The sequence below is a fragment of the Aeromonas sp. INTO2 genome (genome assembly GCF_049860605.1).
In the GTDB taxonomy this organism is placed as follows: Bacteria; Pseudomonadota; Gammaproteobacteria; order Enterobacterales; family Aeromonadaceae; genus Aeromonas; species Aeromonas caviae.
On record NZ_CP187588.1, the window covers coordinates 1,478,067 to 1,499,842 of the forward strand.

Here is a 21,776-nt window from a genome sequence, read left to right on the forward strand (position 1 = left end):
CCAATAAAAAGGAAGCAAGAGAACATGGCTGACATGATGAACGTAAGGTTGTCGTCCCAGGCTGCCGCCGCCCACTGGGGCGAGGGTGCCCTGCTCAGTTTCAACGGGGATGAGGCTCATCTCCATCTGGCCGCTGGCCAGGAGAAGGAGGCGCTGCGCGCCATCCAGCGGGGGGCCAGACGCCTCGAGTCGAGCGGCATCAAGCGCATCAAGCTGGTGGGCGAGGGGTGGAATGGGGAGCGTCGTTACGCCTTTGCCCAGGGCTTCTATGCCGCCAAGGGGGTTCGCGAGCTCGACTTCGGCGAGCAGAGTGAGCAGGAAGCGGCCGAACTCGCCGCCTTGCTCAAGGCGACCCACTGGGTGCGCGAGGTGACCAACGGCTGCCCGGAAGCCATCTACCCCATGAGTCTGGCGGAGTCCGCTCTGCTGCTCATTCGCAGCCTCGGCGGTGACAAGGTGACCGCCCGCATCACCGCTGGCGAAGCCTTGCGTGAATCGGGTCATATCGGGATCTGGTCGGTGGGCCGTGGCAGCGAGCGCGAGCCGGTGCTGCTGGAGCTCGACTACAACCCGACCGGGGATGCCAACGCCCCCGTGGTCGCGGCGCTGGTGGGCAAGGGGATCACTTTTGATTCCGGCGGCTACTCCATGAAGTCCTCCGACAACATGCTGCCGATGAAGTCCGACATGGGCGGCGCCGCCATGGTGACCGGCGCCCTGGCGCTGGCCATCAGCCGTGGCCTGAACAAGCGGGTCAAGCTCATCCTCTGCTGCGCCGAGAACCTGGTCTCCGGCCACGCCTTCAAGCTCGGCGACATCCTCACTTATCGCAACGGCATCTCGGTCGAGATCCAGAATACCGACGCGGAAGGTCGCCTGGTGCTGGCAGACGGCCTGCTGGCCGCCAGCGAAAGCGGGGCTGCCTACATCCTCGACGCTGCCACCCTGACCGGCGCCGCCAAGACCGCGCTGGGCCGCGACTACAACGCCGTGTTTGCTCTCGATGAGGCGGAGCAGGTGCGCGCGCTGGCTGCCGCCAACGCCGAAAACGAGAAGGCCTGGCCGCTGCCGCTCGAACCCTGGCACGCAGGCCAGCTCACCTCGGCCTTTGCCGAGCTGGGCAATGTGGCATCCGCCGAAGGCACTGCCGGCGCCACCACGGCAGCGGCGTTCCTGTCGCGCTTCGTCCGTGACGAAGGCAAGGGCTGGGTGCACCTGGACCTGGCCGCTTCCTATCAGAAGTCGGGCAATGATCTCTGGGCGACCGGGGCCAAGGGCCATGGTCTTCGCACGATTGCCCGCTGGCTGCAGGAGGTGTGCGCATGAACGTCTGGTTGAGCCGAGAGTTTGCACCGGCCGAGTGGGGGGAGGGGGCACTGCTCTCCCACCGTGCCGACGGCATGGTGATCCATCTGGTGAGCGCCACTCCCTTGCTGGATATCCAGCAGGCGGCGCGGCGCCTGTGCAGCCAGGGGATCCAGCAGGTGGTCCTGGCTGGCCACTGGGAGCGGGAGCAGCAGTGGGCCTTTGCCCAGGGGCTGCAGACGCCCAAGGCGGAAGTGGGGTTGCAGTGGGCCACTTCGTCCGAGGAGGACAGGGAGGAGCTGGAGGCGCGCTGGCTGTGCGGGCGCTGGGTGCGGGAGATGACCAACGCCACCCCGGAGCAGTTGGGGCCGCTGGAGCTGGCGGTCGAAGCCGCCGCCTTCCTCACCGAGCTGGCACCGGACCGGATCAGCCATCGCATCCTCAAGGGAGAGGCGCTGCAACAGGCGGGCTGGGTCGGTCTCTATCAAGTGGGTCGTGGCAGTGACCGCGAGCCCGTGATGCTGGAGCTGGATTTCAATCCGGGCAAGGATCCCAAGGCGCCGGTAGCGGCCGCCCTGGTGGGCAAGGGGATCACCTTCGATTCCGGCGGCTACTCCATGAAGACCTCCCAGGGCATGCTGACCATGAAACACGACATGGGCGGCGCCGCCATCGTCACCGGCGCGCTGGCGCTGGCTATTCTGCGTGGCCTCGACAAGCGGGTGAAGCTCATCCTCTGCTGCGCCGAGAACCTGGTATCCGGCCATGCCTACAAGCTGGGTGACATCCTCACCTACAAGAACGGCACCACGGTGGAGGTGGTCAACACCGACGCCGAAGGGCGTCTGATCCTGGCCGACGGCTTGCAACTGGCCGGCGAGTCTGGTGCGCCGCTCATCATCGACGCTGCCACCCTCACCGGGGCGGCCGTGATGGCGCTGGGGGGGCGTTACAACGCCCTGTTTGGACTGGACAAGGGGCTGGTGAGCCGCGCCATGGCCTATTCGGATGCGGAGCAGGAGCCAGCATGGCCGCTGCCGCTGGAGCCCTGGCATCGCCAGCAGTGCCCGTCCCACTATGCCGACACCGCCAACAGCCGCCCCGTGCCGGGCGGCGGACCGGGGGGGGCCTCCAATGCGGCAGGCTTCCTCTCCCGCTTTGTCCCTGATGAGGGAAGAGGCTGGCTGCATGTCGATCTCGCCGCCTGTTTCAGCGAGAACGGTGACAGTCTGTGGGCGCCCGGGGCCAATACCCTGGGGATGCGCACCATCGCCCATACCCTGATGGCGGAGACGCGCTGAGCCAGTGAACGGCATCACAAGGGCACCTCAGGGTGCCCTTTCCAGTGCTGCTTTGCTGAGCAATTGATACGGTTTTGAGGCATTAGCATGCCGATCGTGCGCAAGCGCACATTTTTTCTCTCTGCCCTGGCACAAGATGAGTCACCATGTTGTTTCAAGGATTCTTTTGTTTAACAAAAAGTTGATTTTTTGTGTGTTATTTCGTTTTTTGTTTACGTATAATCGCCGCCGAACATGGATTCCTACAATAAAACTCTGTAGTTAAGGAAAGAACTCAATGGCTATCGAACGTACCTTCTCCATCGTCAAGCCGGATGCGGTCAGCAAGAACCTGATTGGTGCCATTTACAGCCGCTTCGAAAGCGCCGGCCTGAAAGTCATCGCCGCCAAGATGCTGCACCTGACCAGCGAACAGGCCGCCGGTTTCTACGCCGAGCACCAGGGCAAGCCGTTTTATGATGGTCTGGTCGGCTTCATGACCTCTGGCCCCGTCATGGTACAGGTGCTGGAAGGTGAAGACGCCATCCGCCGTCACCGTGAAATCATGGGCGCCACCAACCCGAAAGAGGCACTGGCCGGCACCCTGCGCGCCTGCTACGCCGAGAGCATCGATCGCAACGCCGTCCACGGCTCCGATGCCCCGGCCTCTGCGGCCCGTGAAATCGCCTACTTCTTCTCCGACGACGAGATCTGCCCGCGCGGCTGATGTTGTCTGCTGGTGACCAAGGGAGCTTCGGCTCCCTTTTGTTTTTTGGTCATCCTGCCAATATCCACTTATTCTCCAGGTGGAAAGCCAGACCCATTATTTGTACAATGCCGCCCCCTGACGTAGGTCAGCCGATAATTTATGAAGTGTGTGAGCTGAGGCCCCTGATGAGCGAAACAAAAACCAACCTGCTGGATCTCGACCGGGATGCCATGCGTGCCTTCTTCGTCGAGTTGGGCGAGAAGCCGTTCCGGGCAGACCAGATAATGAAGTGGATCTATCACTTCGGTTGTGATGATTTCGATCAGATGAGCAACGTCAACAAGGCGCTGCGCGAGCGGCTCAAGGCCATTGCCGAGATCCGTGCCCCCGAGATCAGCCGTGAACAGCGCTCCGCCGATGGCACCATCAAATGGGCGCTGCAGGTGGGAGATCAGGAGGTGGAGACCGTCTACATTCCGGAAGCGGACCGCGCGACCCTGTGCGTCTCCTCCCAGGTGGGTTGTGCCCTGGCGTGCACCTTCTGCTCCACCGCCCAGCAAGGCTTTAACCGCAACCTGAAAGTCTCCGAGATCATCGGCCAGGTGTGGCGTGCCGCCAAAGTGGTGGGCGGCAAACGCCCCATCACCAACGTGGTGATGATGGGCATGGGTGAGCCGCTGCTCAACCTCGCCAACGTGGTACCTGCCATGAAGCTGATGATGGATGACTTCGGCTTCAGCATCTCCAAGCGCCGCGTCACTCTCTCCACCTCCGGTGTGGTGCCGGCGCTGGACATGCTGGGGGACCAGATCGACGTTGCCCTGGCCATCTCCCTGCATGCACCGAACGACCAGTTGCGTTCCGAGATCATGCCGATCAACGACAAGTACAACATCGAGTCCTTCCTTGCCGGGGTACGCCGCTATCTGGCCAAGTCCAACGCCAACGGCGGCCGGGTGACCGTGGAGTATGTGCTGCTCGATCACATCAACGACGACATGCAGCATGCCCATGAGCTGGCCAAGGTCCTCAAGGAAACCCCTTGCAAGATCAACCTGATCCCGTTCAACCCCTTCCCGGGCAACCCGTTTGGCAAGCCGAGCAACAGCCGTATCGACCGTTTCTCCAAGGTGCTGATGGAATACGGCCTGACCGTCATCGTGCGCAAGACCCGTGGTGACGACATCGACGCCGCCTGTGGGCAGCTGGTGGGGGAGGTGATTGACCGCACCAAGCGCACCATGAAAAATCGGATGCAACAGGATGGGATTTCCGTCAAAATGGTTTAACTCCTAAGCCATTGTATAGACAGGAAATGGATATCCGTACATTGATCGTAGTGGCAGCGCTCTGTGCGCTGCCAGGCTGTGTCACAGAGACCACTTACGCTGGCCAGAATTCGACCCAACGTGAAGTGGGCCCCGACCTCAAGGCCGCCGCCCAGACTCGTCTCGATCTGGGTATCCAGTATCTGCGCCAGGGCAATGCCGAGCAGGCCAAATTCAATCTCGACCGCGCCCTTCAGTACGATCCCAACAATCCTCAGGTCTACATCGGTTTTGCCTATTTCTACCAGCAGGTGTCGGATTTCAAGGCCGCCGAGGCGAGCTACAAGAAAGCGCTGGCCATGGATCCGTCCAATGCTGACGCGATGAACAACTATGGCGCCTTCCTCTGCAACCGTGGCCGCTTCGACGAAGCGGAAAAGGCGTTCTTGCAGGCCGTCAGCCAGCCCGATTACGTGAAGATCGCCGATACCTACGAGAATGCGGCGCTCTGCTCGATGCAAAATCACAGAAATGACAAGGCTGGCGAGTATTATCGTCTGGCCTTGGGGTATAATCCCCGCAATCCTAGGTTATTGCTGGACATGGCCGAGCTTTCCATGAAAGATGGCAAGCTTCCTGATGTCCAGTCTTACCTCGCGCGCTTTGCCGATGTGGCAGAGGAGAACGAGGAGAGCCTCTGGCTCCGGCTGCGGCTGGCCCAGGCCATGGACAAACCGGCATTACTTCACCAATTCGGGACTGAGCTGGTAAGGCAATATCCCACTTCGCAACAAGCCAAGCGTTACTTAGCCAATGACTACTGAACAGCCACACGATTTCCAAGACGACTCCCAGGCAGCGGGCCCAGGCCAGCTGCTGCGCAACGCCCGTGAACAGCTCGGCTGGACCCGGGAACAGGTTGCGTCCCGCATTCACCTTCGTCTGACCCTGATCGCCGCCATCGAAGCGGATACCTATGACAAGCACACGTCCCATACCTTCATTCGTGGCTATCTGCGGGCCTATGCCAAGCTCGTGGGCATCCCCGAGGAGACCATCCTCGCCGCCTACGAAAAGCTGGGACTGACTCCCCCCGACAATATCGACATGCAGAGCTTCTCCCGTCGCTCCCGCCAGCAGGCCAATGACAGCCGGCTCAAGGTGGTGACCTGGCTGGTGATCCTGGTGCTGATCGGGCTCTCCGTCGCCTGGTGGTGGCAGAGCACGGCGCGCCGCTCTGCCGGAGACGACGCCCTGGCGGCGACCGAGATGAGCGCGACCGTCAATACGCCGGAAGCGAATGTTGCCCCCGCCGTGGAGATCGCCGAGCCCGTGCTGCCCGCAGTGTCCGATGCCGTGTCCACCCAGGTTGTGGTGAGCGGTGCCACCGCGACCCTGCCTGTGGTCGCTACGGATGCCAGCGCAGCCGTCCCGACGGACGTTTCCGGTGCGGTCTCGACGGCCGAGAGCACGACCACCGAGCCCGCCAAGGCGCCCCAGCTCAAGATGAGCTTCACCGCCGATTGCTGGCTGGACGTCAAGGATGCCAACGGCAAGACCCTGTTCAGCGGTCTGAAGAAGGCGAACGACGAACTGGTACTGGAAGGACCCGAGCCACTCAGATTCATCATTGGCGCGCCCATGGCGGTCAATCTCGAATATCAGGGCAAGTCCTTCGACATGAGCCGTTACAACAACGGCCGGACTGCCCGCTTCTCACTGCCGCAGGAGTAATCAGTCCGCCATGTCTGTTCACGAAAAGCCCGCACACGAATCACCCATCGTTCGTCGCAAATCCAGACAGATCATGGTCGGCAACGTGCCGGTTGGGGGCGATGCCCCCATCACGGTACAGACCATGACCAACACCAAGACCACGGACGTGGCCGCTACCGTCGAGCAGATCCAGCGGATCGAGCGGGTCGGGGCCGACATCGTCCGGGTCTCCGTCCCCACCATGGAGGCGGCGGAAGCGTTCAAGCTCATCAAGCAGCAGACCCGCATCCCCATCGTGGCCGACATCCACTTCGACTACCGCATCGCCCTCAAAGTGGCCGAATACGGGGCCGACTGCCTGCGCATCAACCCGGGCAACATCGGCAACGAAGAGCGGGTGCGTGCGGTGGTGGATTGTGCCCGTCACTACAACATCCCCATCCGCATCGGCGTCAACGGCGGTTCCCTTGAGCGTGATCTCCAGGAGAAATACGGCGAGCCGACCCCGGAGGCGCTGCTGGAGTCCGCCATGCGCCACGTGGATTACCTGGATCGCCTCGACTTCCAGAACTTCAAGGTGAGCGTCAAGGCGTCCGATGTCTTCCTGGCGGTCGGTGCCTATCGCCTGCTGGCAAAGCAGATCGATCAACCCCTGCATCTGGGCATCACGGAAGCGGGCGGTTTTCGCGCCGGCGCGGTCAAGTCCGCCATCGGCCTTGGCATGTTGCTGAGCGAAGGGATTGGCGACACCCTGCGCATCTCTCTGGCCGCCGATCCGGTGGAGGAGGTGAAGGTGGGCTTCGACATCCTCAAGTCCCTGCGCATCCGCTCCCGCGGCATCAACTTCATCGCCTGTCCCTCCTGCTCCCGTCAGGAGTTCGACGTCATCGGCACGGTCAATGCCCTGGAAGAGCGGCTCGAAGACATCATCACCCCGATGGATGTCTCCATCATCGGCTGTGTGGTGAACGGTCCGGGGGAGGCGCTGGTTTCCGATCTCGGCCTTGCGGGCGCCGCCAACAAGAGTGCCTTCTACGAGGGGGGCCAGCGGGTCGACCGGCTCGACAACAAGGATTTGATCCCGACCCTGGAGCGTCGTATCCGTGCCCGGGCTGCCATGCTGGATCCGGCCAACCAGATCCAGGTGGACAAAGGTTGAACCATGACGGGGCCACCTGGGGTGGCCCCGGCTTTAGGTTGTTGATTTTACATCCCGCATCCGGGCACCCGATTTTACCTCGGGGTCGAAAATCCCTATAATGCGGCCAAATTTTACCTCTTTTTCTCGAGTATCAACGTGGCAAAACAGATCCAAGCTATTCGCGGTATGAATGATTGCCTGCCGGAGCAGAGCCCGGTATGGCAGAAAGTAGAACAGATCCTGCGCCAGGTCGTGGCCAGCTATGGCTACAGCGAAGTGCGCATGCCCATCGTCGAGCAGACCCATCTGTTCAAGCGTGCCATCGGTGAAGTGACCGACGTGGTCGAAAAAGAGATGTACACCTTTGAAGACCGCAACGGCGACAGCCTGAGCCTGCGTCCGGAAGGGACCGCCAGTTGTGTGCGTGCCGGCATCGAGCACGGTCTGCTTTACAACCAGGAACGCCGGATGTGGTACATGGGCCCCATGTTCCGTCACGAGCGTCCCCAGAAAGGTCGCTATCGCCAGTTCCACCAGTTCGGGGTCGAGCTGTTCGGCATCAACGGGCCGGACATCGATGCCGAGCTCATCATGCTGACCCACCGCCTGTGGCGTCTGTTCGGCATCCAGGATCACGTCACCCTGCAGCTCAATACCCTTGGTCAGAGTGCCGAGCGCGCCGCCTATCGCGATGCCCTGGTGGCCTACCTGGAGCAGTACAAGGATCAGCTGGACGAAGAGAGCCAGCGCCGCATGTACAGCAACCCCCTGCGGGTGCTCGACTCCAAAGACGAAAAAGTGCAGGCCATCCTGGTGGGGGCGCCCCGTCTGTTCGATCACCTGGGCGAAGAGAGCCTGGCTCATTTCGAAGGGCTCAAGCGCCTGCTCACGGCGGCCGGCATCCAGTTCGAGGTGAACGAGCGTCTGGTGCGCGGCCTCGACTACTACAACCTGACCGTGTTCGAGTGGGTGACCAACAGCCTGGGTGCCCAGGGCACCGTCTGTGCCGGTGGTCGCTACGACGGCCTGGTGGAGCAGCTCGGTGGCCAGCCGACCCCGGCGGTGGGCTTTGCCATGGGCATGGAGCGTCTGGTGCTGATGCTCGAAACCCTCGAGCTCAATGCTGACATCCGCCCGGCGGTGGATGTCTATCTCTGCATGGTGGGTGAGGGGACGGAGCAGGCTGGCTTTGCCCTGGCAGAGCGCCTGCGCGATGCCCTGCCGGACTTGCGCCTCATGAGCCACTGCGGCGGCGGCAACTTCAAGAAACAACTCAAGCGTGCCGACAAGAGCGGCGCGGCCATTGCCCTGATCCTTGGGGAGACCGAGGTGCAAAGCGGGGAGATCACCATCAAATATCTGCGTGGCCAGGCCGAGCAACAGACCGTCTCGGTCGATGCCGCCATCGCCCTGCTGGCAGCGAAAGGAGAGTAAGCTGTGGAAGTGTATACCACTGAAGAACAACAGGTTGAGGTCATCAAGAACTGGTGGAAAGAGAACGGTACCTCGGTGATCGCCGGGACCGTGATCGGTCTGGTCGGCCTCTTTGGCTGGCGCTACTACAACGAGATGCAGCAGAACAACCAGGAAGCCGCCTCCCAGGCTTACAACGAGATGACCGCCCAGCTCGCCAAGGGGGACGACGCCGCCCTGGAGCTGGCAAAGAGCTTCATTACCGCCCACAAGGGGGACGCCTATGCCGAGCTGGCCGCTCTGCAACTGGCTGCGGCCGCCGTCAAGGCGGGCAAGCTGGATCTGGCTGCCGAGCAGCTGACCCAGGTGGCCGCCAGTGGCGACGACAGCATCAAGCCCATCGCCGCCCTGCGTCTGGCCCGGGTCCTGAGCGATCAGGGCAAGGCAGACGAGGCCCTGGCCCAGCTTGGCAAGATCAACAACGACGCCTTCAAGGCCCAGGTGGCGGAAGTGCGCGGCGACATCCTGCAAAAGCAGGGCAAGGCCGAAGAGGCGCGCGATGCCTATCAGGCAGCGGCGGATGCCGGCGGCCTGCAGAGCAGCGCCGAACTCAAGCTGAAGATGGATGATCTGGCGCTGCCAGCCGTCACTGCGGGCGAGGCTCCGGATGCGTAATCTGTACAAGCGAATGGCGCTGGGGGTGGCTGTCTCCTTCGCCTTGCAGGGGTGCTCCCTGTTTAGTTCGGAAGAGGATCTCAACCCCATGGCGCCCCTGCCCAAGGTCGAGTCCGCGTTCACTGCCGATACCGCCTGGTCCTCCTCGGTCGGGGATGGCATCGGCAACTTCTACTCCCAGCTCAAGCCGGTGGTGGAAGAGGACCGCATCTATGCAGCGGCCCGTGATGGCGATGTGACCGCCTTCGAGCGCGAGAGCGGCAAGGAGCTGTGGAGCGTGGATCTGGCAGATCTGCCCATCAACGCCGACAAGCGCAGCGCCCGTCTCTCCGGCGGCCTGGTTTCCCGCTACGGCAAGCTGTTCCTCGGGTCCGAAAACGGGGTGGTCTACGCCCTGAACGAGGCCAACGGCGAAGTGCTGTGGCAGACCACTGTGCCGGGGGAAGTGGTGGCGAGCCCCGCCGTCGAGGATGGCCGCGTGGTGGTGCTGACCACCTCCGGTCGCCTGGTGGCGCTCGATACCGACGAGGGCAAGCTGCAGTGGACCCTGTCCGAAGAGCAGCCGCCCCTGACCCTGCGCAGTGCCGGCGCCCCCATCATCACCAACGGTGCCGTCATCTATGGCCGCGCCGATGGCAAGGTGGGCATCGCCCTGCTGAGCAACGGCCAGCCGGTGCGTCAATCCAAGGTGGCTGACCCGCGCGGCGCCACCGAGCTGGATCGGATGGTGGACGTCGATGCCAGCCCGCTGATTGCCGGTGATGAGCTCTACGCCATCGCCTACAACGGCCAGTTGATGGCGCGCAAGCTGATGAGCGGCGACGAAGTGTGGAAGCGCAAGTATTCCGGTTATCGCGACATGGCGGTGACCGGCAATGCCATCGTGCTGACCGACAGCCGCAGCCATCTGTTTGCGGTCGATCGTCGCAACGGTCTCGAGCTGTGGTCCAACACCCAGCTGGAAAACCGCACCGTGACCGCCCCCGTCATCCTGGGTGACTATGTGGTGGTCGGCGATGTGGAAGGTTACCTGTATTGGCTGGACCGTACCGACGGGACCATCAAGGCCATGCAGCAGCTCGATAGCAGTGGTCTCTATGCCGCTCCGCTGGTGGAGGGTGACACCCTGTATGTGCAGAGCCGTGACGGCAAGTTGTACGCCCTCAAGCGTCCTTGATCGTCCGATAATGTGAATATCCGGCTCCTGGTCTTCGGACCCGGAGCCTTTGTCGTCTTGAGAATGAGGCTTTTATGACTCCTGTAGTTGCCCTGGTGGGCCGCCCCAACGTGGGGAAATCCACCCTGTTTAACCGCCTGACCCGTACCCGGGATGCCCTGGTTGCCGACTTCCCCGGCCTGACCCGGGACCGCAAATATGGCCAGGCGAAGCTGGGCGAGCTGGAATTTATCGTGGTCGATACCGGCGGTATCGATGGCACCGAGGAGGGGATCGAGCTGAAGATGGCTGAGCAGTCCCTGCTGGCCATCGAAGAGGCCGATGTGGTGCTCTTCATGGTGGATGCGCGCGCCGGTCTGACTGCGGCGGATCAGGCCATCGCCGAGCACCTGCGCAAGACCCACAAGAAGGTGTTTCTGGTGGCCAACAAGACCGACGGCATCGACGGCGACTCCGCGGTGTCCGAGTTCTACGGTCTGGCCCTGGGCGAGGTCTACCAGATGGCGGCCGCCCACGGCCGTGGCGTACTGAGCCTGCTGGAGCTGGCCCTGGCCCCTCACCTCGAGACCCTGGTCGGCTCTGCCACCGAGGCACAAGAGGAAGAGGAGCTGGAGGAGTTCGACGAAGAGGCCCTGCTGCGCATGGTGGCTGCCGGTGAGCTCGACACCCGGGAAGACACCAAGGAGACGCCGTTCGCCGACCTGCCCATCAAGTTCGCCATCGTCGGTCGTCCCAACGTCGGCAAGTCGACCCTGACCAACCGCATGCTGGGTGAAGATCGGGTCATCGTCTACGACATGCCGGGTACCACCCGCGACTCCGTCTACATCCCCATGGAGCGCGACGATCAGAAATACGTGGTCATCGACACCGCCGGCGTGCGTCGCCGTGGCAAGGTGCACGAGACGGTGGAGAAGTTCTCCGTCATCAAGACGCTCAAGGCGATTGAAGATGCCAACGTCTGCCTGCTGGTCATTGACGCCCGGGAGACCATCACGGATCAGGACTTGAGCATCCTTGGCTTCGTGCTCAACAGCGGCCGCTCCGTGGTACTGGTGGTCAACAAGTGGGACGGCCTGGATCAGAAGGTGAAAGAGGACGTCAAGAACGAGCTGGACAGACGTCTGGGCTTCATCGACTTCGCCCGGGTGCACTTCATCTCCGCCCTGCACGGCAGCGGTGTGGGCCACCTGTTCGAATCCATCAACGAGGCTTACGAGTCCGCGACTCGCCGTACCAGCACCGCCATGCTGACCCGCATCATGCAAATGGCCCAGGAAGATCACCAGCCGCCCATGGTGAATGGTCGCCGGGTCAAGCTGAAGTATGCCCACGCCGGTGGCTACAACCCGCCGCGCATCGTGATCCACGGCAACCAGTTGAACGACCTGCCGGACTCCTACAAGCGCTACCTCATCAACTACTTCCGCAAGTCGTTGAAGATCATGGGTACCCCGATCCGGGTGGAGTTCCAGGAGTCGGTCAACCCGTTCGAGGGCAAGAAGAACACCCTGACCCTGAGCCAGGAGCGCCAGCGCAAGCGCCTGCTCAAGGCCAAAGCGAAGAAATAAAGCCCTGCGGCTGCCCTTACCGGCAGCCGTTTTTCTTGGTGGCCCTCTTCAGGGCAGACAAACCGGGGGAGGGGCTGCGGGTAATGCCGGTGCACAGTGACCTAAAGAGGAGTCGAGAAGAGAATTAACACGCTGACCTGCCTTGCCTGTCAGGGCGAACTGGACAGCCGCAGCCGCGAGACGACGTGTGGCCAGTGTCAGGCCCGTTATCGCATCCGGGCCCTGTGTCCTGCCTGCGGGCAGGAGCTGGAGCGGCTTCGGGCTTGCGGCGCGGTGGATTATTTTTGCAACCACTGCAACACCCTGGTCTCCAAACGCACCGTTCTGTTTGAAGCGCAGCCTGACAAGGCATAAAAAAACCCGGCTGATGCCGGGTTTATACTGTGTGCTCCGCTATCAGCAGCGTGAAGGAGCGGTTTCTGTGCCAGATCTTGCGTTTCATGTCGGCCAGCTTGAGCTTGCGTCTCGGGCTCCAGGCACATTTGGTTTTTCGGGCCAACATGGCTCTTCTGCGTGCTCGCATCCTGTTCTCCTCCCTGGTCTTGCGTGGGGCCGAAAGGGCCCTTGGCAGGAACTGCAACGCAATGAATACATTGCAATAAGTTCGCTCCAGCGCCCCTCGTATACCCAAGGATGGTAACAGAGAACAGGGCAGGAAAACACACCCCCCGGCGAGGCTAGGGGGTGATGATCTGTTTGACCACTTCGGCGATGATGGCCGGACGCTGTGCCGGCACGTCCGGCTCGCTGCTGTCGTCCTCGTCCAGCTCCTCCCGACGATGGGCCTTCTGCTGTTCGTTGTCGAGCCAGAGCAGGCTCTGGTAGTACTGGCGCACGTTGTTGACATAGTTGCGCGCCTCGCCGCCACGGGCATAGCCATAGCGTACCTTGCGATGCCAGCGTGACTGCTGCAACAGGGGCAGCACCTCTTTCACGTCGCTCCAGGCGTCCGGGTTCTTGCCCAGCTCCTTGGTCAGGCGGCGGGCATCCATCATGTGGCCGTAGCCGATGTTGTAGGCGGTGAGGGCAAACCACACTTTCTCGTCCGCCGGGACCGAGTCGGGCACCTTCGCCATCATCTCCTGCAGGTAGCGGGCGCCCCCCTTGATGCTCTCTTCCGGGTGGGTGCGATCGTTTACCCCCATCGCCTTGGCGGTCGGGCCGGTGAGCATCATCATGCCGCGCACCCCGGTGTAGGAGCGAGCCTGGGGATCCCAGTGGGATTCCTGATAGCTGATGGCGGCCAGCAGCCGCCAGTCGATATCCTTGGCGTGGGTCTGGAACAGCGCCTGGTACTTGGGCAGCAGGCTCTTGGCCCGTTGCAAGAAGGTTCGGGTGTCGACGAAGTCGAAGTTCTGTACGTGGCCGAAGTACTTCTCGTCGAGCTTGGCGATGGCGCCATCCATGAAGCGCTGACCGAAGAAGTCGATGATGCTGGCGTAGAGGCTGTCGTCGGGCAGCTTGGTCATGGCCCAGGCCACGGTCTGCTTGCTGGCGAGGGTCAAGCCTTCGGTGAGTTCGGGGTAGTAGCGCTGGGTACGGGCCAGTATGGTGTCCTGCACCACGGTGTAGTCCACCTTGCCGTCGGCGACCTGCTTGAGCAGCTCCTCCACGTCCGCATCCCGATTGGTGCTCCACTTCAGGTTGGGGTACTGCTTGGCCAGCTCCTTCATCAGGTCCTCGCCGGTAGAGCCCGCCGGCACCACTATGTTGCCCTTGATGTCACCGAGGTTCTTGGGCCTGGAGGAGCCGTTGCGATAGACCAGCTTGGGGGAGACCTGGTAGAAGCCAGGGCCGAAGCGGAACAGCTTGCGCCGCTCCGGGGTCACGACGATGGCGGCGGCGGCGAGATCCAGCTTGCCCTTTTGCAGTTGCTCGACCAGCTCGGCGGTGCTGTAGGCCGGTACTATGGTCAGCTTGACCCCCAGCCAGTCGGCGTAAAGCTGCGCCAGCTCGTAGTCGAACCCCAGTGCGGTGTCGTCACGCTGGTAATAGGAAGTGGGGCCATAGAGGGTGCCAACCCGGATCTCGCCTCGCTGGCGGATCTGCTCCAGTTGGCTGGAGGGGTGATAGAAGTCGCAACCGGCCAGGGCCAGCGTCAACATCATCCCGATGAACAGTCGAAAAATGCAGCGCAAGTAGGTGAGTACCCTTGTTGAAAAAATCGGCATTTGTCAAAAAAGAGGCACCTTTATACCAGAGAGTATGAAGGGAGTCACACCGCGCGAGATGAGAAAAACGTTTGTTCAGGATGGGCCTGATCCCTATAATACGCGCGTCTCAAATCCCCCCACACTCTAAAACTTGGTGAGAAAGGTATATGGAAATCTTGCGTGGTGCCCCAGCACTGTCTGAGTTTCGTGTCCACAAGCTGCTGCAGAGCTGCGCACAGAGAGGAGTAGAGATAGCAAGCGTCTATGCGGAATACGTGCATTTTGCCGAGCTGACGAGCCCGCTGTCGCCCCCCGAGCGAGCGACCTTGGGCCAGCTTCTGCGCTACGGCCCGACCATCCCGGAACACACCCCCAGCGGTCAGCTGTTCCTCGTTACCCCCCGCCCCGGCACTATCTCCCCCTGGTCTTCCAAAGCAACCGACATCGCCCACAACTGCGGCCTGAAACAGGTCAAGCGGCTGGAGCGCGGCATTGCCTATTACGTGCAGGCCAAGGGTGAGCTGAGCGTGGCCCAGCGTAGCGAGATCGTGGCCCTGCTGCACGATCGCATGATGGAAGTGGTCTTTGCCGAGATGAACGAGGCCGCCGCCCTGTTTGCTCACCACGAGCCGCGCCCCTTTACCCAGGTAGATGTGCTGGGTGGTGGTCGCGCCGCCCTGGAAGAGGCCAACGTGACCCTGGGTCTGGCCCTGGCCGATGACGAAATAGATTACCTGGTGACCAACTTCACCCGGCTGGGTCGCAATCCCAACGACATCGAGCTCTACATGTTTGCCCAGGCGAACTCCGAGCATTGCCGTCACAAGATCTTCAACGCCGACTGGACCATAGACGGCGAACAGCAGCCCAAGTCGCTGTTCAAGATGATCAAGAACACCTTCGAGCAGACGCCGGATCATGTCCTGTCTGCCTACAAAGACAACGCCGCGGTGATGGAAGGCAGCCAGGGTGGCCGCTTCTTCCCGAGCCCCGCCAACGGTGAGTACCAGTATCACCAGGAGCGTGTCGACATCCTGATGAAGGTGGAGACCCACAACCACCCTACCGCCATCTCTCCCTTCCCGGGGGCCGCCACCGGCTCCGGCGGCGAAATCCGCGACGAGGGTGCGACAGGCCGTGGCGCCAAGCCCAAGGCGGGCCTGGTGGGCTTCTCCGTCTCCAACCTGCGCATCCCCGGTTTCGAGCAGCCCTGGGAGCAGGACTTCGGCAAGCCGAGCCGCATCGTCAGCGCCTTTGACATCATGCAGGAAGGGCCCCTTGGCGGCGCCGCCTTCAACAACGAATTCGGTCGCCCTGCCATCCTGGGTTACTTCCGTACCTTCGAAGAGCAGGTGCCGAGCCACAACGGCGTCGAGGTGCGCGGCTACCACAAGCCCATCATGCTGGCAGGTGGTATCGGCAACATCCGCAGCGAGCACGTTCAGAAAGGGGAGATCCCGGTGGGGGCGGCCCTCATCGTGCTGGGTGGTCCGGCCATGAACATCGGCCTGGGTGGCGGCGCAGCCTCCTCCATGGCGTCCGGTCAGTCTGCCGAAGATCTCGACTTCGCCTCCGTGCAGCGTGACAACCCCGAGATGGAGCGTCGTTGCCAGGAAGTGATCGACCGCTGCTGGCAACTGGGGGACGACAACCCGATTATCTTCATCCACGACGTGGGCGCCGGTGGTCTCTCCAACGCCATGCCGGAGCTGGTGAGCGACGGGGATCGCGGTGGTCGCTTCGACTTGCGTGCCATCCCGAACGACGAGCCGGGCATGAGCCCGCTGGAAGTCTGGTGCAACGAATCCCAGGAGCGTTATGTGCTGGCCGTGGCCCAGGACAAGCTGCCTCTGTTCAAGGCCCTGTGCGAGCGCGAACGCGCGCCCTATGCCGTCATCGGCACCGCCACCGAAGAGAAGCATCTCACTCTCTCTGATGATCACTTTGACAACCAGCCCATCGATCTGCCGCTGGACGTGCTGCTTGGCAAGGCGCCCAAGATGCACCGCGACGTGCAGAGCCTGCCCGCCCAGGGCAAGGCGCTGCAACTGGACGGCATCACCCTCAGCGACGCCGCCGAGCGCGTGCTGCGCCTGCCGACCGTGGCGGAGAAGTCCTTCCTCATCACCATCGGCGATCGCACCGTAACGGGCCTCGTCAACCGCGACCAGATGGTCGGCCCCTGGCAGATCCCGGTGGCTGACTGCGCCGTCACCGCCGCGACCTACGACAGCTACCACGGTGAAGCCATGTCCATGGGCGAGCGCACCCCGGTGGCGCTGCTCTCTCATGCCGCCTCCGCCCGCATGGCGGTGGCCGAGGCCCTGACCAACCTGGCACCGGCCAATATCGGCTCCCTCAAGCGGGTCAAGCTCTCCGCCAACTGGATGTCTGCCGCGGGTCACCCGGGGGAAGATGCGGGCCTCTACGAAGCCGTGAAAGCGGTGGGCGAGGAGCTCTGCCCGGCCCTTGGCATCACCATCCCGGTGGGCAAGGACTCCATGTCCATGAAGACCCGCTGGCAGCAGGACGGGGAGGAGCGCAGCGTCACCTCGCCGCTCTCCCTGCTCATCTCGGCGTTTGCCCGGGTCGAGGACGTGCGCAATACCGTGACGCCGCAACTGCGTACCGATCTCGGTGAGACCGACCTTATCCTGATCGACCTTGGCAACGGCAAGCAGCGCCTCGGCGCCTCCGCCCTGGCCCAGGTCTATCGCCAGCTTGGGCAAAGCGCCCCGGATCTGGACAACCCGGTCCAGCTCAAGGGCTTCTTCAACGCCATCCAGGCGCTGGTGGCGGATCGCAAGCTGATTGCCTACCACGACCGCTCCGACGGCGGCCTCTTCGTCACCCTGACCGAGATGGCGTTTGCCGGTCACTGCGGCCTCGACATCCAGCTCGATCGCGTGGGTGGCGACCTGCTGCCGGCCCTGTTCAACGAGGAGCTGGGTGCCGTCATCCAGGTTCGTCGCGAAGACAAGGAAGCGGTGCTGACCCTGCTGGCCGGTCACGGTCTGGCAGCCTGCTCCCACGTGCTGGGCACGGTGCGCGAAGACGACCTCATCCTGTTCCAGCGTGCCGGCAGCGAGGTTTATCGCGCCAGCCGCACCGCCCTTCGCACCATCTGGGGCGAGACCAGCTGGCAGATGCAGCGCCTGCGGGACAACCCGGAGTGCGCCGATCAGGAGCATGCCGCCCGCCAGGACGCCACCGATCCGGGTCTGCAGGCCAGGCTCACCTACAACCCGTCCGACGACGTGGCCGCGCCCTATATCGCTCGCGGGGTTTCTCCCCGTCTGGCGGTGCTGCGCGAGCAGGGGGTCAACTCCCACGTGGAGATGGCGGCCGCCTTTGATCGCGCCGGTTTTACTGCGGTGGACGTGCATATGAGCGACATCCTCGAGGGGCGCATCAAGCTGGAAGATTTCCAGACCCTGGTGGCCTGTGGCGGCTTCTCCTACGGCGACGTGCTGGGGGCGGGGGAAGGCTGGGCCAAGTCCATCCTGTTCAACGACAACGCCCGTGAGCAGTTCCAGCGCTTCTTCGAGCGCGGCGATACCCTCTCCTTGGGGGTGTGCAACGGCTGCCAGATGATGTCCAACCTGCGTGACCTCATCCCGGGGGCCGATCTCTGGCCGCGCTTCGTGCGCAACCGCTCCGAGCGCTTCGAGGCGCGCTTCAGCCTAGTGGAAGTGCAGGACTCCCCGTCCGCCTTCTTCGCCGGGATGGCTGGCTCCGTGATGCCGATTGCCGTCTCCCACGGGGAAGGGCGCGTGGAAGTGCGCGATGCTGCTCACCTGGCTGCGCTGCAACAGAGCGGTCTGGTGGGGCTGCGTTTCGTGGACAACCGCGGCAACGTCACCGTGCAATACCCGGCCAACCCCAACGGCTCCCCTGACGGTATCGCCGCGGTGACCAGTACGGACGGCCGCGCCACCATCATGATGCCGCACCCGGAGCGGGTATTCCGCACCGTGGCCAACTCCTGGCACCCGGACAACTGGGGAGAGGATGGCGCCTGGATGCGCATGTTCCGCAATGCTCGGGTTCGCCTGGGTTAAGCGCCAGCAAGAAACCAAAAACCGGCCCCAGTGGCCGGTTTTTTATGGGCATGTGTCTGAGAATGGGGAGGGCAGGAGGAGGCGAGCACGATGGGGGCAAGGCCATCTTCAGCTCGCTGCTCGGCGAGCTGCTTGCTGGAGGATATGGCATGGATTGAGAGGACCGATCTGGTATCGCCTGCCAGACGGGCAAGCCGGACCGGGCCTTGGCGGACATAAAAAACCGGCCACGGAGGCCGGTTTTGCTGTGTGAACTGTGAACCTGAGGCTAGCGCAGCACCACGTGCTGGAAGCCCTGCACCAGGCTGATGACGGGCTGGGGGTAGATGCCGAGCAATACCACCAGAATGGCGGAGAGCAGCACCACCAGGCCCCCGGAGGAGAAGGCCCAGTCGGCCCTGGCATCGCGCAGTTGCATACCGGGTTCACGCAGGTAGAGGGTGACCATGACCCGCAGGTAGTAGTAGAGCCCCAGGGCACTGCCGAGCACGATGGCGCCACTGAGCCACCACAGCTTGGCATCGACGGTGACGCCGATGAGGTAGAACTTGCCGATGAAGCCCAGCGTCATGGGGATACCCGCGAGGGAGAGCATCATCACCGTCATCACCGCCGTCAGATAGGGGCGCTTCCAGAACAGACCGCGATAGCTGTGCAGGGAGTCCGCATCCTTGCCGCGATAGGGGCTGGACATCATGCTGATGACGCCGAAGGCCCCCAGGCTGGTGAACAGGTACATCAGCAGGTAGACACCCGCCGCTTCCACCGGCATCTCGCCGAGGCGGCTTGCCACCACCACCGCCAGCAGATAGCCGAAGTGGGAGATGGAGGAGTAACCCATCATCCGCTTGATGTTGGTCTGGATCAGCGCCAGGAGGTTGCCGACCACGATGGAGATGACTGCCATGGCCGCCAGCAGCCAGTGGATCATGGGATCCGAGGTGGCGGGTACTGCCAGGTAGAAGCGCAGCAGCACGCAGAACACGGCTATCTTGCTCACGGTGGCGAGGAAGGTGGCCACCGGTGCCGGCGCCCCTTCATAGACGTCCGGGGTCCAGAGGTGGAAGGGGGCGAGGGACAGCTTGAACGCAAAGCCGACCAGCATCAGGCCAAAGCCCCCCATCAGCAGCGGATGGTGAGCCGGGCTCTGGGCCAGGGTCACACCGAGATCGCTGAAGCTTAGGCTTCCGGCCTGGGCGTAGAGCAGTGCCATGCCGAACAGCAGGAAGGCGGTGGCACTGGCGGAGAGCACCATGTACTTGATGCTGGCTTCCAGCGAGTGCCGCTCGCGATAGGCATACCCCACCAGACCAAACATGGGCAGGGTCAGCATCTCGATCCCGATGAAGAGCGAGGCGAGGTGACGGGAGGCCGCCAGTACCAGACCACCTGCGGTGGCGATGAGCAGCAGCAGGTAGAACTCTTCCCGGTTGTCCGGATAGCCCTTGAGCCAGGTGCGACCGAAGGTACAGGTGGCCAGGGCCCCGATGAGCACCAGCCCCATGTAGAAGACCGCGTAAGCGTCCACTTGCAGCAGGGGAGTGACCCCCTGATCCCCCTGGGCCATCACGATGGGCAGGGAGAAGAGCGCGAGGTTGAGGCCGATGATGGTGACCACGAAGGCGGTGTCGTCACAGCGCTTCCAGGCGATGGCCAGCATCAGGGCCACCATGGCCCCCGTGGTCAGCAACAGGGGCAGCAGGGCCAGCAGTTGAGAAACAGTAAACGTCATGACAGTGCTCCCGACATGGACAAGGAAGGCGAAAGAGAAAGCATCATTGCAGCGCCCCCGTGCCCGGCAGCGCGTACCAGTGCAGCACGCTCAGGAGGCTGCTGCTGGCGGTGTCGAGCACCGGCTGGGGATAGAGACCGAGCAGCACCAAGAGGCCGGCGATGGTCAGCATCATGGTCAGCTCCCGGGTATCCAGCCCCTTGAGCATGCTCGCCTCCAGGGGCGTCCCGAAGCAGGCCCGTTGCAGCATGATGAGGGAGTAGACCGAGGCCAGCACCAGCCCGAAGGTGGCGATGACGGTGATGACGGGGGCCACCTGGAAGCTGCCGATGAGGATCAGGAACTCGCCGACGAAGTTGCCGGTCCCCGGCATCCCGAGGGATGCGACGGAGAAGAACAGCATCACGCCGGGCAGGTAGCGCAGCCGTCCCCAGAGACCGCCCATCTGGCGCAGATCCCGGGTGTGCAGGCGCTCGTAGAGCTGGCCGCACAGGATGAAGAGGCCGGCGGCCGAGAGCCCGTGGGCAATCATCTGTACCACTGCCCCTTGCAGGGCGAGCTCGCTGCCGGAGTAAATGGCGATCATCACGAAGCCCATGTGGGAGATGCTGGTGTAGGCAACCAGCCGCTTGATATCGGTCTGGGCAAAGGCCAGCAGGGCGCCATAGACGATGCCGATGAGGCCGAGCACCATGGCGTAGGGGGCAAACTCGGCGGACGCCTCGGGGAAAAGCGGCAGAGTGAAGCGCAGCAGGCCGTAGGCCGCGGTTTTCAGCAAGATGCCCGCCAAGTCCACGGAGCCTGCGGTGGGCGCCTGGCTGTGGGCATCAGGGAGCCAGCCATGGAGCGGCACCAGGGGCATCTTGACCGCGAAGGCGATGAAGAAGCCCAGCATCAGCAGCCACTGTACCGTGCTGCTCATGGGGGTGTTGAGCAGTTCCTGATAGTTGAAGGTGAAGACACCGGTGGCGGCGTGGTGGGTCAGTACCAGGCCCAGGATGGCCACCAGCATGATGAGGCCGCTCGCCTGGGTGTAGATGAAGAACTTGGTGGCGGCGTTGATGCGCGACTTGCCATCGGTGACCGAGTGGCCCCAGAGCGCGATCAGGAAGTACATCGGCACCAGCATCATCTCCCAGAAGAAGAAGAAGAGGAACAGATCCACCGCCATGAAGACGCCGAGCACGCCCCCCAGGATCCACAGCAGGTTGAGGTGGAAGAAGCCGATGCGCTGGACGATCTCCTTCCAGGAACAGAGGATGGCCAGCACGCCGATGAAGCTGGTGAGGATCACCATCAGGAGCGACAGCCCGTCCACGGCGAGGTGCAGGGAGATGCCGAAGCGGGGGATCCAGGGTTGTTGCCACTCGGCTGCCCAGACGGGGAGGCCGGGGTTGGCGAGGGTGAAGTCACCACCGAGCCAGATGGCACTGGAGAGCACCAGACAGGCGCTCATGGAGGCGAGGGCCACCCAGCGGACAAACTGTCCGCCGAGCCGCTCCATCTGCCAGCAGAGCAAGCCGCCGATGAAGGGAATTAGCAAGATCCAGAGTAAGGTCACGATATCAGCTCTCA

The 21,776-nt window shown here is 62.9% G+C and carries 16 protein-coding genes; 13 read left to right on the top strand and 3 right to left on the bottom strand.

All coding sequences use genetic code 11. The annotated features are described in order from the left end of the window. The first annotated feature begins 24 nt into the window (after positions 1-24). From pepB (ACPW74_RS06985) to ACPW74_RS07040, 12 genes are all read left to right on the top strand, one after another. Positions 25-1,326, top strand: a complete 1,302-nt coding sequence (gene pepB / locus ACPW74_RS06985) for an aminopeptidase PepB (protein ID WP_219603704.1) — start codon at positions 25-27, stop codon at positions 1,324-1,326. Then, complete coding sequence (pepB, locus tag ACPW74_RS06990; RefSeq protein WP_039038726.1) at positions 1,323-2,606, top strand: aminopeptidase PepB; 1,284 nt, start codon at positions 1,323-1,325, stop codon at positions 2,604-2,606. The genes pepB (ACPW74_RS06985) and pepB (ACPW74_RS06990) overlap by 4 nt, the downstream gene beginning before the upstream one ends. A 277-nt stretch (positions 2,607-2,883) precedes the next feature. After that, complete coding sequence (gene ndk, locus ACPW74_RS06995) at positions 2,884-3,312, top strand: nucleoside-diphosphate kinase (RefSeq protein WP_045524435.1); 429 nt, start codon at positions 2,884-2,886, stop codon at positions 3,310-3,312. Between the two features lie 167 nt (positions 3,313-3,479). Then, positions 3,480-4,583 (top strand): bifunctional tRNA (adenosine(37)-C2)-methyltransferase TrmG/ribosomal RNA large subunit methyltransferase RlmN, encoded by a 1,104-nt coding sequence (locus tag ACPW74_RS07000; RefSeq protein WP_041213014.1) that lies wholly within the window; start codon positions 3,480-3,482, stop codon positions 4,581-4,583. 11 nt (positions 4,584-4,594) lie between these two features. Then, entirely contained in the window at positions 4,595-5,386 is a 792-nt protein-coding gene (gene tapF / locus ACPW74_RS07005; protein ID WP_080768047.1) for a PilW family type IVa pilus biogenesis/stability lipoprotein TapF, read from the top strand. Further along, positions 5,376-6,296, top strand: coding sequence for a RodZ domain-containing protein (locus ACPW74_RS07010; protein WP_319915608.1), 921 nt, complete (start codon positions 5,376-5,378; stop codon positions 6,294-6,296). Before tapF ends, ACPW74_RS07010 begins: the two co-directional genes overlap by 11 nt. Before the next feature lie 10 nt (positions 6,297-6,306). Beyond that, a complete protein-coding gene (gene ispG / locus ACPW74_RS07015) occupies positions 6,307-7,437 on the top strand; it encodes a flavodoxin-dependent (E)-4-hydroxy-3-methylbut-2-enyl-diphosphate synthase (RefSeq protein WP_010675049.1) in 1,131 nt (376 codons plus the stop codon). A gap of 138 nt (positions 7,438-7,575) precedes the next feature. Then, positions 7,576-8,853 carry a histidine--tRNA ligase gene (hisS, locus tag ACPW74_RS07020; protein ID WP_042076595.1) on the top strand — a complete coding sequence of 426 codons (1,278 nt, stop codon included), beginning with the start codon at positions 7,576-7,578 and terminating at the stop codon, positions 8,851-8,853. Positions 8,854-8,856: 3 nt separating this feature from the next. Continuing rightward, positions 8,857-9,507, top strand: a complete 651-nt coding sequence (locus ACPW74_RS07025; protein ID WP_041215021.1) for a YfgM family protein — start codon at positions 8,857-8,859, stop codon at positions 9,505-9,507. After that, entirely contained in the window at positions 9,500-10,684 is a 1,185-nt protein-coding gene (gene bamB, locus ACPW74_RS07030) for an outer membrane protein assembly factor BamB (protein WP_039038719.1), read from the top strand. Before ACPW74_RS07025 ends, bamB begins: the two co-directional genes overlap by 8 nt. A 74-nt stretch (positions 10,685-10,758) precedes the next feature. Next, on the top strand, positions 10,759-12,255 hold the full coding sequence (der, locus tag ACPW74_RS07035; RefSeq protein ID WP_010675045.1) for a ribosome biogenesis GTPase Der: 1,497 nt from the start codon (positions 10,759-10,761) through the stop codon (positions 12,253-12,255). 123 nt (positions 12,256-12,378) lie between these two features. Next, positions 12,379-12,609: a zinc ribbon domain-containing protein gene (locus ACPW74_RS07040; RefSeq protein ID WP_201920681.1), complete on the top strand. Its 231-nt coding sequence runs from the start codon at positions 12,379-12,381 to the stop codon at positions 12,607-12,609. A gap of 323 nt (positions 12,610-12,932) precedes the next feature. On the opposite strand, the gene mltF is transcribed toward ACPW74_RS07040, so the two are convergent. After that, entirely contained in the window at positions 12,933-14,426 is a 1,494-nt protein-coding gene (mltF, locus tag ACPW74_RS07045) for a membrane-bound lytic murein transglycosylase MltF (RefSeq protein WP_109112009.1), read from the bottom strand. 149 nt (positions 14,427-14,575) lie between these two features. Here mltF and purL point away from each other — a divergent pair, with 149 nt between their 5' ends. Continuing rightward, on the top strand, positions 14,576-18,469 hold the full coding sequence (gene purL / locus ACPW74_RS07050) for a phosphoribosylformylglycinamidine synthase (protein WP_425858787.1): 3,894 nt from the start codon (positions 14,576-14,578) through the stop codon (positions 18,467-18,469). 268 nt (positions 18,470-18,737) lie between these two features. On the opposite strand, the gene nuoN is transcribed toward purL, so the two are convergent. Together nuoN and nuoM are read right to left on the bottom strand one after the other, a co-directional pair. Further along, positions 18,738-20,201 (bottom strand): NADH-quinone oxidoreductase subunit NuoN, encoded by a 1,464-nt coding sequence (gene nuoN, locus ACPW74_RS07055; RefSeq protein WP_039038715.1) that lies wholly within the window; start codon positions 20,199-20,201, stop codon positions 18,738-18,740. A gap of 43 nt (positions 20,202-20,244) precedes the next feature. Next, on the bottom strand, positions 20,245-21,762 hold the full coding sequence (gene nuoM / locus ACPW74_RS07060; protein WP_279982284.1) for an NADH-quinone oxidoreductase subunit M: 1,518 nt from the start codon (positions 21,760-21,762) through the stop codon (positions 20,245-20,247). Positions 21,763-21,776 lie beyond the last annotated feature (14 nt).